At 64.7% G+C, this 12,314-nt stretch carries 11 protein-coding genes; 9 read left to right on the forward strand and 2 right to left on the reverse strand.

The window, feature by feature from the left end:
• Window positions 1–19: 19 nt before the first annotated feature.
• Window positions 20–877 (reverse strand): mechanosensitive ion channel family protein, encoded by an 858-nt coding sequence (locus tag NKH43_RS14265; RefSeq protein WP_023719676.1) that lies wholly within the window; start codon window positions 875–877, stop codon window positions 20–22.
• Between the two features lie 240 nt (window positions 878–1,117).
• Here NKH43_RS14265 and rsfS point away from each other — a divergent pair, with 240 nt between their 5' ends.
• The 8 genes from rsfS (at window position 1,118) to NKH43_RS14305 (ending at window position 9,387) form a co-directional block, all read left to right on the forward strand.
• Window positions 1,118–1,495 (forward strand): ribosome silencing factor, encoded by a 378-nt coding sequence (gene rsfS, locus NKH43_RS14270; RefSeq protein ID WP_023678068.1) that lies wholly within the window; start codon window positions 1,118–1,120, stop codon window positions 1,493–1,495.
• A 61-nt stretch (window positions 1,496–1,556) separates the two neighbouring features.
• Window positions 1,557–2,039 carry a 23S rRNA (pseudouridine(1915)-N(3))-methyltransferase RlmH gene (gene rlmH / locus NKH43_RS14275; protein ID WP_352858717.1) on the forward strand — a complete coding sequence of 161 codons (483 nt, stop codon included), beginning with the start codon at window positions 1,557–1,559 and terminating at the stop codon, window positions 2,037–2,039.
• 151 nt (window positions 2,040–2,190) lie between these two features.
• Window positions 2,191–3,534, forward strand: coding sequence for a murein hydrolase activator EnvC family protein (locus tag NKH43_RS14280; protein ID WP_352858718.1), 1,344 nt, complete (start codon window positions 2,191–2,193; stop codon window positions 3,532–3,534).
• The gene (locus tag NKH43_RS14285) at window positions 3,535–4,860 is read left to right on the forward strand and encodes a S41 family peptidase (RefSeq protein WP_023719673.1); all 1,326 of its coding nucleotides are present in this window, start codon (window positions 3,535–3,537) and stop codon (window positions 4,858–4,860) included.
• 198 nt (window positions 4,861–5,058) lie between these two features.
• Complete coding sequence (locus NKH43_RS14290; RefSeq protein WP_352858720.1) at window positions 5,059–6,270, forward strand: divergent polysaccharide deacetylase family protein; 1,212 nt, start codon at window positions 5,059–5,061, stop codon at window positions 6,268–6,270.
• 1 nt (window position 6,271) lies between these two features.
• Window positions 6,272–6,793, forward strand: a complete 522-nt coding sequence (locus tag NKH43_RS14295) for an RNA pyrophosphohydrolase (RefSeq protein WP_352480951.1) — start codon at window positions 6,272–6,274, stop codon at window positions 6,791–6,793.
• Window positions 6,794–6,822: 29 nt separating this feature from the next.
• On the forward strand, window positions 6,823–7,992 hold the full coding sequence (gene alr / locus NKH43_RS14300; RefSeq protein WP_023719670.1) for an alanine racemase: 1,170 nt from the start codon (window positions 6,823–6,825) through the stop codon (window positions 7,990–7,992).
• Window positions 7,993–8,130: 138 nt separating this feature from the next.
• A complete protein-coding gene (locus tag NKH43_RS14305; RefSeq protein WP_352858722.1) occupies window positions 8,131–9,387 on the forward strand; it encodes a D-amino acid dehydrogenase in 1,257 nt (418 codons plus the stop codon).
• Between the two features lie 38 nt (window positions 9,388–9,425).
• Here NKH43_RS14305 and NKH43_RS14310 read toward each other — a convergent pair whose 3' ends face one another.
• Window positions 9,426–10,307, reverse strand: coding sequence for a LysR family transcriptional regulator (locus NKH43_RS14310; protein WP_352480948.1), 882 nt, complete (start codon window positions 10,305–10,307; stop codon window positions 9,426–9,428).
• Between the two features lie 375 nt (window positions 10,308–10,682).
• Between NKH43_RS14310 and NKH43_RS14315 the strand changes: the two genes are divergently transcribed.
• Complete coding sequence (locus NKH43_RS14315) at window positions 10,683–12,179, forward strand: CoA-acylating methylmalonate-semialdehyde dehydrogenase (protein ID WP_352588226.1); 1,497 nt, start codon at window positions 10,683–10,685, stop codon at window positions 12,177–12,179.
• The last annotated feature ends 135 nt before the right edge of the window (window positions 12,180–12,314 follow it).

A 12,314-nucleotide genomic window follows, 5' to 3' on the forward strand; every position in this document is an offset into this window, starting at 1 on the left:
CGGGCTGGCTTCAAATGCTCTATTGCTGCGTGGCTGAGGCCTCCGGCTGCGGCGCTTGCGGCGCCGGCGCCGGAATTGAAAGGCCTTCGGCATCGAACGCCTGCTTGACACTCTTGGTGAGGTCGATCTGGGCGGCGAAGAAATCGGCAGCCGCCGTCCAGTAGCGCAAGGTGATGGCGACGGTGCTGTCCCCGACAGTCGCGACAAAGGCGATCGGCGCCGGCTGCCGCCTGACGCGCCGGTCGGCGGCGGCGACACCGAGCATGGTCTTTTGCGCGAAATCGATGTCGTTCCACGAGCCGATGCTGAGCGTGATGTCGCCGCGGCGCACACCATTGCGGGTGAAATTGCGGACCGGCTGGTTCCACAGGGTCGAGTTAGGTGCAAGCACGTAGACACCTTCGACCGTCCTCAGCGTTGTTGCAAACAGCCCGATCTCCTCGACGGTACCGGATATGGCGCCGACCTCGACATATTCGCCGATGCGGAACGGCCGCAGCGCCAGCAGCATGATGCCAGCGGCAATGTTCTGCAGCGTGCCTTGCAGCGCCAGACCGATGGCCAGGCCGGCGGCACCGATGGCGGCAATGATCGAAGCCGTCTGCACGCCGAACTGGCCGAGAACCATGATCACGACAAGCCCGAGGATGGCGTAGCGGACGACCTGCGAGAAGAAATGGCGGAGCGTTTCGTCGAAGCCGTGAACGTGGCCGAGGCCGGCATAGATCGAACGCTCGGCGAGGCCGGCGACGATGTAGCCGATGACCAGCAGGATGACGGCGCCGACCGCCGAAAGCGAGTAGGAGACGATCAGCGTGCTGAGTTGCGCCAGGCCGGATTGCACGGTGAGGAGGGCGTTCTGAGGATCGATCGGCATGTCGGGATTCCGGTTCGTGGATGAGCCGATAACCGCTGCGGGGCGAGGCGGTTCCGAATTTCTGGCCCGGAAAAGCCGCATATTCGGCCGTTACCGGGCGTCTGCTTGCGAGCGGTGTCTTGAAACTGCAACCTAACTCTGCCTATCTAAGCAGTGTCACCTGATTTGAAAGGTGATTTGGTTGTTCTTGCTGCGAAAGGAAATACACTGAGAACAGCACTGCGGAAGAAGGCCGACATCGTGCCTTCGCCGGCCGGGATCAGCGTAAACGACGCCGTGTCCCGCGCCATCAAGACAGTCCTTGCCAGTCTGGAAGACTCCAAGGCCGAAAACATCGTCTCAATCGACATTCAGGGGAAATCGAGCCTCGGCGACTACATGGTCGTCGCGTCGGGCCGATCGCACCGTCATGTCTCGGCTGTCGCCGATCATCTCCTCAAGGCGCTCAAGGATGCCGGGCTCGGCACGGCGCGCGTCGAGGGGCTGGCTGGCGCCGACTGGGTCCTGATCGATTCGGGCGACATCATCGTCCATGTCTTCCGTCCCGAGGTCCGCGACTTCTACAATCTCGAAAAGATGTGGCAGGCGCCGGATCTTGAGGAAGAGACCCTCCACTGAGCCGTATTCGTCTTGATGCATGTCGTTGTGCGACACGCATCAGCGGCTCTCCGAGGCAGGGATGAAGATTACCGTTCATGCCGTGGGCCGAATGAAAGCCGGCCCCGAGAAGCAGTTGGCCGACCGCTATTTCGAGCGTTTCGCCAAGAGCGGCCCTGCCGTAGGCCTCGAATTCGCCGGGGTCGCCGAGATTGCCGAAGGCCGCGCGCAGACGGCCAATGAGCGCCGGCGCGAGGAAGGCCAGAAGCTGCAGACGCACTTGCAACCGGGCACGGCGCTGATGCTGCTGGATGAGCGCGGCAAGAACCTTTCCTCCGAGGATTTCGCCGGCCGCATAAGCTTGCTGCGCGATGGCGGGCGCAAGGCGCTGGTGATCGCCATTGGCGGCGCCGACGGCCATGACCAGTCGCTGCGTGACTTGGCTGATCTGACGGTGTCGCTCGGCGCGCTGACCTGGCCGCATCAGCTGGTCCGCGTCATGCTGGGCGAGCAGCTTTACAGGGCGGCCACGATTCTTTCCGGCCACCCCTACCATCGTTCATGAAGCCGGTTCGATCAGCGAATTGACGCCAGCCGCCCGGATTTCTGCCCCAATGCTCATCGACAGTTTGGGCTCATAGGGGTTTGCGGATGGCGGCCGGGCTCGAACATGGTTGATGGTTCGTTAACGAAGCCGCGCATAGAGTTGGGCTTCAATGTCTGAAGACTGGAAATCACGAACGGGCTCCTGGCGCGTGCGCTACGGCATCGCAGCGGCGGTGATCGTGGTTTCGCTCGGGATCGCGCGGGCTGAGAACACGCTCGACCTGGCGCCGGACCCGGACCAGAGCCGCGCCGAATACGAAAAGGTATCGAAAGAGATCACGCTGTCGTCCGAGCGGCTGGCCAAGCTCGCCGCCGACATAGCGGCGGTCAAGAAGGACCATGCCTCGATCACCGCGGCACTGATCCAGTCGGCGATGACCGAGCAGAAGCTCGGCCAGGACATCGAGGACATTGGCGGCAAGCTGGAAGGGCTGAAGGCGCAGGAGCAGAAGATACGCGCCTCACTGGCCGCCAGACGTGACGTTCTGGCCGAAGTGCTCGGCGCGCTGCAGCGCATGGGGCTCAATCCGCCGCCGGCGATCCTGGTCAAGCCGGAGGACGCATTGTCGTCGGTGCGCAGCGCCATCCTGCTCGGTGCCGTGGTGCCGGAACTGCGCCAGCAGACCGACATGTTGCTGGCCGATCTCAAAGAGCAGTCGCGGGTGACGGCCTCGATCGAGGCCGAGCGGGCGCGGCTGACGGCAGCGGTCGGCGAGCAGGCGGCGGAAAAAAAGCGGCTCGGCATGCTGCTCGAAGCCAAGCAGAAGCTCGCCGCCGATACGCAAACCGCGCTGGCCGCCGAAAAGCGACGGTCCGCGACGCTGGCGGCCAAGGCCGGCAGCCTGAAAGAGCTGATCGCATCGCTCGAGGCCGACAGGGCCCGCAAGGCGGCGGATGCGGCCAAGGCAGCCGAGCAAAAGACGGTGGACGCCGACAAGGGCCCGGCATCGGCCCCGGCGCCAACGGAACTGGCCTCGCTGCCGGTGCCGGAGAGCAACAGGCTCACCGCTGCTGCGCCGTTTTCCGCGCTTCAAGGGCAGATCGCGCTGCCGGTCACCGGCAGGATCAAGCGGCGCTTCGGGGCCAACGACGGTAACGGCGCGGTGATGCTCGGTGACATGGTTGCGACACAATCGGGAGCCATCGTCACAGCGCCGGCGGATGGAAACGTGCTTTATGCGGGGCCTTTCCGCTCTTACGGTCAACTCTTGATCCTGAATGCGGGTGACGGCTATCATGTCGTCCTAGCGGGGATGAGCAGAATCAGCGTCGCGTCTGGCCAGTCGGTGCTCGCAGGTGAGCCGGTCGGCGCGATGGGAGAGGCCCGGGTGGCGAGCACCTCGGCATCGAAGAATGGAAATGCCACGCCGGAGCTCTATGTCGAGTTCCGCAAGGATGGAAAACCCGTCGATCCGGCCCCATGGTGGGCGGACCGTTTTTCTGGAAGGACGTGAATGATGCGGAAACTGTCGCTTCTGTTTGCCGGTGCGCTGATGGGTGCATCGGCGATGAGCCTGGTCTATGGCGCGCCCGGCTCGACGGCGAAGGCTGCGGGCTCCGAGACCTATAAGCAACTGGCGATCTTCGGCGATATCTTCGAGCGGGTGCGGGCGAATTATGTGACGCCGCCCGACGACAAATCGCTGGTCGAAAATGCCATTAACGGCATGCTGTCCTCGCTCGACCCGCACTCCTCCTACATGAATGCCGAAGAAGCGCAGGACATGCGCGTGCAGACCAAGGGCGAGTTCGGCGGCCTCGGCATCGAGGTCACCATGGAGAACGACTTGGTCAAGGTGATCACGCCGATCGACGATACGCCGGCCGCCAAGGCTGGCGTGCTCGCCGGCGACTATATCGCCAAGATCGACGGCGAGGAGGTTCGCGGCCTGACCCTCAACGACGCCGTCGAGAAGATGCGCGGGCTGGTCAACACACCGATCAAGCTCACCATCCTGCGCCAGGGCGCCGACAAGCCGATCGAACTGACGGTCGTGCGCGACATCATCAAGGTAAAGGCGGTGAAGTTCCGGGTCGAAAACGACATCGGCTACATGAAGATCACCTCCTTTACCGAAAAGACCTATGACGACCTCGAGAATGCCATCGACACCATCAAGAAGCAGGTGCCGAACGACAAGCTCAAGGGTTACGTGCTCGACCTGCGCCTCAATCCGGGCGGTTTGCTCGACCAGGCGGTGAGTGTGTCGGATGCCTTCCTCGACCGTGGCGAGATCGTCTCGACGCGCGGCCGCGATCCGAAGGACGTCACCCGCTTCGACGCGCGGGCCGGCGACGATATCGGCGGCAAGCCGCTGATCGTGCTCGTCAATGGCGGCTCGGCCAGTGCCTCGGAAATCGTTGCCGGCGCGCTGCAGGATCTGCGCCGCGCCACGGTGGTCGGCACGCAGTCCTTCGGCAAGGGTTCGGTGCAGACCATCATCCCGCTTGGCGAGAACGGGGCGCTGCGGTTGACGACGGCGCTCTATTACACACCGTCCGGCAAGTCGATCCAGGGCAAGGGCATCACGCCCGATATCAAGGTTGACCAGCCGCTGCCGGCGGAACTGCAGGGCAGGGACCTGACGCGCGGCGAATCCGACCTCAAGGGCCATATCAAGGGCGCCGACGAAGGCACGACCGGTTCGGGCTCGGCAGCCTATGTGCCGCCGGAACCGAAGGACGATTTGCAGCTCATTTATGCCGAGCAGCTGCTGCGCGGCCAGAAGACCGATCCGGCGTTCCCACCGAATCCGCAGAAGGCCGTGTTGAACCAATAAGGGCAGGCAACCCGGGCCAAACAGGTCTGGCTGCCTGAGCGAAGCGATGCGATGCTGCCGGGGCCGCGAGGCTCCGGCAGTTTGATTCGGGGCCGCGGCCGGCATGCTGCGCGTCCAGTGAAGCGAGGGGACGCGCCGACATTTTGGATTTGCGCCTCCGGAGGTTTCACTTCGGAGATGCGCGCCGGGGGTGCGGGCTTGGCTGATATCGGCAAGGACATAGAACGACCTCTCGGACAGGCGATCCGGGCGCCGCGCCCAGGCAGCAGGATCAGCGCCGGTGCAGTCGCGGCCGCGCTCGTCGTGCTGGCCGTGGTCGGCGTTTCCGGCGCGATCGCCTTGCGCGACAAGCCGTTCCGCAAGCCGCAAGAAGTCGCCGTTTCGACGCCGAAGATGCCGGCAGCGGCGGATCCCGCCGCGGCGCCGGCCAAGGCGACGCCCGCAACGGAAGCGCCAAGCAACGCAAGCGAACAGAAGACGGGCGAACAAACGACAAGCGGGAAGATGGGCGGTCCGCAGATCATCCATGTCCAGACCGAAGAGGGCGACGGTCCGCCCAAGGCGGCCATTGTCATCCGCGACCCTTCGACGATCGGCCAGAACCTCAGGATCGCGCACATTCCCGACAAGGCGCTGATCGAGGCCAGCGAGACCGGTCCGCTGCCGATCCGCGCCGCCGACGGCCGGCGCCCGTTCGATGTCTATGCGCGGGCGTGGTCCGGCGCACGCGGTGCACGCGTGGCGCTCGTCATCGGCGGGCTTGCCGTGTCGCAGACCGGCACGCAGGCAGCCATCGCCAAGCTGCCGGCGGAAGTGACGCTGGCCTTCGCGCCGCAAGGCAACAGCATCGGCCGCTGGATGCAGGTGGCGCGGCAAGGCGGCCATGAGGTCATCATGCAGGTGCCGCTCGAGCCGTTCGACTATCCGAACGTCAACCCCGGCCGTAACACGCTGACCGTGGCAGCGGCACCGGACGAGAATTTGAAGAATTTACGCTGGGCGCTGTCGCGAACGACCAACTACACCGGCGTCATGAACTATATGGGCGCCCGCTTTTCGGCCGACGCGACGGCGATGGGGCCGTTGATGGCCGAGCTTGGCAAGCGTGGTCTGGCCTATGTCGACGACGGTTCGTCGGCGCGCAGCCTGGCATCCGAATTGGCGCTGAAGGACGGCGTGCCGTTCGTCGGCGGCGATACGGCGATCGACGCGGTGCAGGACCGCGGCGCCATATTGAAGAAACTGGATGGGCTGGAAGCGACGGCACGGGCGAAAGGCTTTGCCGTCGGCATCGGCTCGGCCTTCGACCTGACAGTCGATACCGTGTCGTCCTGGGTGACCGAGGCCAAGAAGCGCGGCATCGAGATCGTGCCGATTTCGGCGGTGGCCATAGATCCGGAAAAAGGCTGACATGGCAAAGAACAAGCTCGTTGACGCCGAGACACTGCCCTACCGGCCCTGCGTAGGGGTGATGGTCCTCAATGGCGATGGCATGGTCTGGGTCGGCCATCGCATTGCCGAGCCGGACAGCGAATTCGCTGGAACCACGCAGCTCTGGCAGATGCCACAGGGCGGCATAGACGATGGCGAGGAGCCGCTGCCCGCGGCGGAGCGCGAGCTTTACGAAGAGACCGGCATGCGCTCGGTGTCGCTGCTGGCCGAGGCGCCGCACTGGATCAAATACGACCTGCCGGCCCATCTGGTCGGCGTCGCCTTCAAGGGACGATATCGCGGCCAAACGCAGAAATGGTTTGCCTTCCGCTTCCACGGTGACGAAAGCGAGATCGAAATCAATCCGCCGCCGGGTGGCCACAAGGCCGAGTTCGACCGGTGGGCGTGGCGGCCGATGCTGGAACTGCCCGGTCTGATCGTGCCGTTCAAGCGCAAGGTCTACGAGGACGTGGTGGCAGCGTTCCGGCACCTGGTGGCGTAGCCGCCGGCCTTCCGCTAAAACAGGTCGGCATGACCGACATCTCCAGCAAATCCCTTCCGCAGACCGTCTCTCTACCGCAGGCCGGCGCCCCGAGTGAGCCGATCAGCGAAGCGGCGGCGGGGGCGATCCTGACCGTCGATCTTGGCGCCGTCCGTGAGAATTACCGGCGGCTGAAGGCGCGTCTGGGCGGCGTCAGCTGTGCCGGAGTGGTCAAGGCCGACGGTTACGGGATTGGCGCGGCGCCGGTGGCGGCGGCGCTGATGGCTGAAGGCTGTGATATTTTCTTCGTCGCGCATTTGGCCGGCGGCGTCTTGCTGCGCAAGGCGCTCGGCTCAGACCCGGCCATCTACGTGCTGAACGGCATTCCGCCAGGTGCGGAACGGGAAGCGGTTGCGGCGGGGCTTTGCACTGTCGTCAACAGCGCCAGCCAACTTGCGGCATGGCGCGAGATGGCCGGGCGGGTGGGCCATAAATTGCCTGCCGCCGTCCAGGTCGACAGCGGCATGTCGCGGCTCGGCATGGCGCCCGAGGAGGTGAAAGCCATCGCGCAGGATCCGCAGGCTTTCGATGGTGTCGAACTGACCTTCGTGATGAGCCATCTCGCCTGCGCCGACGAACCCGAGCAACCGGCCAACGAGCAGCAACGGCTGGAATTCGAACGGCTGCGCCGGATGCTGCCGGGAGCGCCGGCGTCGCTTGCCAATTCATCAGGCATTTTTCTCGGGCAGCGCTATCACTACGACCTCGTTCGTCCGGGTGCCGCTCTCTATGGCATCAATCCGACGCCGGCGAAGGACAACCCGATGCTGCCGGTGGTGCGATTGCAAGCCAAGGTCATCCAGACGCGGATGCTGGAGGCCGGCGCCGGTGTCGGCTACGGCCACACTTTCCACACCAAGGCCCCGCTTGCCGCGGCGACGATTTCGCTCGGCTACGGCGATGGCTGGCATCGACGCGCCGCTTCCGCTGCCTGGTTCGAAAATGTGCGGCTGCCCTTCATCGGCCGGGTTTCGATGGATTCGATCATCCTTGACATTTCCGCATTGCCGCCCGGCAAGCTGAAGGCCGGCGACCTCGTCGAACTGATCGGGCCGTCGTCGCAGACCGTGGACCAGGTAGCCGGCCAGGCCGGCACCATCGGCTATGAGGTCTTGACCAGCCTCGGCCACCGCTTCCACCGGCGCTATGTGAATGGCTAGGACGCAAGCTTGTTGTCCTCACGCATGTCGTTTCCCTCAGCATCGGCACTTGGCGGACGCCGCAGAATCCGGCAGACAGAAGGCGGCGATGATGCCGGACCCGGACCCTGACGAGACGCCGTTGCGGAGAACTAAGCGATGAAGATCTTCGTGCTGGGCGGCGGTGTGGTCGGGGTCACCGCCGCCTATTTTCTTGCCGAGGCCGGCCATCAGGTGACGGTGATCGACCGCCAGAAAGGCCCGGCGCTGGAAACCAGCTTTGCCAATGCCGGCGAGATCTCGCCCGGCTATGCCTCGCCCTGGGCCGGGCCCGGCGTTCCGCTGAAGGCCGTCAAATGGCTGTTGATGAAGCATGGTCCGCTGGTGGTGCGGCCGGCGCTCGATCCGCATATGTGGATATGGCTGGTCAAGATGCTGCGCAATTGCACGGCTGAACGCTACGCGCTGAACAAGGCGCGCATGGTGCCGCTGGCCGAATACAGCCGCGACACGCTGAAGGCGCTGCGCGAGGCGACCGGCATCGCCTATGACGAGCGCGCCAAGGGTACGCTGCAGCTTTTCCGAACGCAAAAGCAGCTCGATGGCGTCGGCGGCGATGTCGAGGTACTGAAGACCTATGGCGTCCCTTATGAGGTCCTCGACCCCGACGGCTGCATTGCTGCCGAGCCCGCGCTGGCTGGCGTGCGCGAGAAATTCGTCGGTGGCCTGCGGTTGCCCGGCGACGAAACCGGCGACTGCAAGATGTTCACCGACAGGCTTGCGGAGCTTTGCGCGGCACGCGGCGTCACCTTCGAATACGACACGGAGATACGGCGCGTCGTCAAGAAGCGCGATCGCATCACCAACATCAGCACCAGCAAGGGCTGGATGGTCGCTGACGCCTATGTGATGGCGATGGGCAGCTATTCGGCGCGGTTCATGCGCATGCTGAAGCGGCCCATCCCGGTCTACCCGGTCAAGGGCTATTCGATCACCCTGCCGATCAAGGACGCCGCCGCCGCGCCGGTGTCGACGGTGATGGACGAGAGCTACAAGGTGGCGATCACCCGCCTCGGCGACCGTATCCGGGTCGGCGGCACGGCGGAAATCTCCGGCTTCGACATGCGGCTGCACGAATCGCGGCGCCGCACGCTCGAACATTCGGTCGGCGACCTTTTCGCGGGCGGCGGCGACATGCGGTCGGCCACCTTCTGGTGCGGGCTGCGGCCGATGACGCCGGACGGGCCGCCGCTGATTGGGCGCACCGATTTCTCCAATCTCTATCTCAATACCGGCCACGGCACGCTCGGCTGGACCATGGCCTGCGGCTCGGCCAAGGTTCTGGCCGACATCATCTCCAGCCGGGTGCCAGACATCGACGTCGGCGATCTCGGGCCGGGACGATATGCCAAGTAAGACCCCCAGCAGCTAAGACAGCCAGCGGCCGATAGATCTCACGCGAACAATCCCCGATCCCGTTCGACGGCCTTGGTGATGAAGCTCGCGACGATCTGAACGCGGCGCAGCGGCCTGACCGATTCATGATAGACCAGCCAGTAGGCGCGGCGGATGGGTGCGACGATATCGAGAGGCACCAACTCCGGCATCGAGTGGGCAACGAAGGTGTGCAGTATGCCGATACCGGCGCCGGAACGCACCGCTTCGGCCTGGCCGAGCGCTGAGGAAATGGCGAAGCTGGTGCGCCAGTCGGCGCTGAATTCGGCCGCGTAGTCGAGCGAGGGACTGACGATCAGGTCCGGCACGTAGCCGATCAGCGTGTGCTGGCCCAGCTCGGCGGCGCTTCCGGGCAGGCCATGCGTGTCGGCGTAGGCCCGCGACGCGAACAGGCCGAGCGTGTAGTCGACCAGCTTTCCCGCCACCAGCCGGCCTTCCGTCGGCCGTTCGACGGTGATGGCAATGTCGGCCTCGCGCCGGGATAACGAGAAGGAGCGCGGTACCGGCACCAGCTGGATGGTCAGTTCACGGTGCAGAGCGGTCAGCGCGCCGAGGCGCCTGGCCAGGAAGGCGACGCCAAAACCGTCCGGCGCGCCGATGCGCACGGTGCCCGAAACGTCGTCGCCTTCGCCTGAAACGGTCGAGCGCGCGGCGATCATGTCGCCCTCCATGCGTTCGGCGATTTCGAGGAAACGTTCGCCTGCCGGCGTCAGCTCGCTGCCGGTGGTAAGCCGGCGAAACAGTTTTGTCCTGAATGCATCCTCGAGGGCGGCAATGCGGCGCGAGACGGTCGCGTGATTGAGCTCCAACCGCCTGGCGGCGCCGAGGATCTGGCCGGCGCGCGCCACGGCAAGGAAGATGCGAACGTCATCCCAGTTCATCGGGATGGTCCGTTTCGATAGAGAGCGCCGTGTTCCCGCCCACCCCCCTCTGGCCTGCCGGCCATCTCCCCCGCAAGGGGGGAGATCGGATGTCCGGTCGGCTTTCGCCAATCTCCAACGTCGCAAAAAGGGCGGTAAGGCCGAAGCCGCCAATCTCCCCCCTTGCGGAGGAGATGTCCGGCAGGACAGAGGGGGGTGTGAAGAAACTCAACTCAGCAATCCAAGCGATAGGAGTACACTCCCTACCATTTGCGCCATTTGATGCACAATCGCGCGCCGCTATCTATTTTCTGCACAACGGTTGCGTTTTCACTCGCGTTGCCATCGCTCCCGCAAAGGCGGACAATGCCTCATCACGAACCAGGGAGAGAAACCATGATCGAATACGGTCATTTCATTGGCGGCAAGCGTGTCGCCGGGACCAGCGGCCGCAAGCAGGACGTCATGCAGCCGATGGACGGCACGGTGCGTGGCACGGTGGCGTTGGCTTCGCAGGCGGAATTGCGCGCAGCGGTCGAAAACGCCAAGGCGGCACAGCCCGGCTGGGCGGCGACCAATCCTCAGCGGCGCGTACGCGTCCTGATGCGGTTCCTCGAGCTGGTCGCCAAGGAGTATGACGCGCTGGCCGAGATGTTGGCGCGCGAACACGGCAAGACCATCGCCGACGCCAAGGGCGACATCCAGCGTGGCCTCGAAGTGGTCGAGGTCTGCATCGGTGCGCCGCATATGATGAAGGGCGAGTTCACCGATGGCGCCGGCCCCGGCATCGACGTCTATTCGATGCGCCAGCCGCTCGGCGTCGTCGCCGGCATCACGCCGTTCAATTTTCCAGCGATGATCCCGTTATGGAAGATCGCGCCGGCCATCGCCTGCGGCAATGCCTACATCCTCAAGCCGTCGGAGCGCGATCCGGGCGTGCCGATGCGGATTGCCGAACTGTTCATCGAGGCCGGCCTGCCGGCGGGCATCCTCAATGTCGTCAACGGCGACAAGGAAGTGGTCGACGCCATCCTCGACGATCCCGACATCAAGGCTATCGGTTTCGTCGGCTCGACACCGATCGCCCAGTACATCTATTCGCGCGGCTGCGCGGCCGGCAAGCGCGTGCAGTGCTTCGGCGGCGCCAAGAACCACATGATCATCATGCCCGATGCCGACATGGACCAGACCGTCGACGCGCTGATCGGCGCCGGCTACGGCTCGGCCGGCGAGCGCTGCATGGCGATCTCGGTGGCCGTCCCGGTCGGCAACGACACCGCCAACCGGCTAATGGAAAAACTGGTGCCGCGCGTCGAGAGCCTGAAGGTCGGTCCGTCGACGGATTCTTCCGCCGATTTCGGCCCTCTGGTCACGGCGCAGGCGCTGGAGCGGGTCAAATCCTATGTCGACACCGGCGTCAAGGAAGGCGCCAAGCTGGTAGTCGATGGCCGCGGCTTTTCCATGCAGGGCTACGAGAACGGCTACTATATGGGCGGCTGCCTGTTCGACAACGTGACTGCCGACATGCGCATTTACAAGGAAGAGATCTTTGGGCCGGTGCTGTCGGTGGTGCGCGCGCCGACTTACGAAAACGCCATCAAGCTTGCCAACGAGCACGAGATGGGCAATGGCGTCGCCATCTTCACCCGCGACGGCGATGCGGCGCGGGACTTCGCCTCACGAGTCCAGGTCGGCATGGTCGGCATCAACGTGCCGATCCCGGTGCCGATCGCCTACTATACGTTTGGCGGCTGGAAGGCGTCCTCGTTCGGCGACCTCAACCAGCACGGGCCGGACGCGTTCCGCTTCTACACCAAGACCAAGACTGTGACGTCGCGCTGGCCGTCCGGCGTGAAGGACGGCGCCGAGTTCGTCATCCCGACGATGAATTAGCCGGACGGTTTCCTGTCTGCGCGTCCTCGCTTCGGCTGCGGGCGCGCGGGCCGGCGTGAAGGACGGCGCCGAGTTCGTCATCCCGACGATGAATTAGCCGGACGGTTTCCTGTCTGCGCGTCCTCGCTTCGGCTG

The organism is Mesorhizobium sp. M1163 (assembly GCF_040318415.1).
GTDB lineage: Bacteria > Pseudomonadota > Alphaproteobacteria > Rhizobiales > Rhizobiaceae > Mesorhizobium.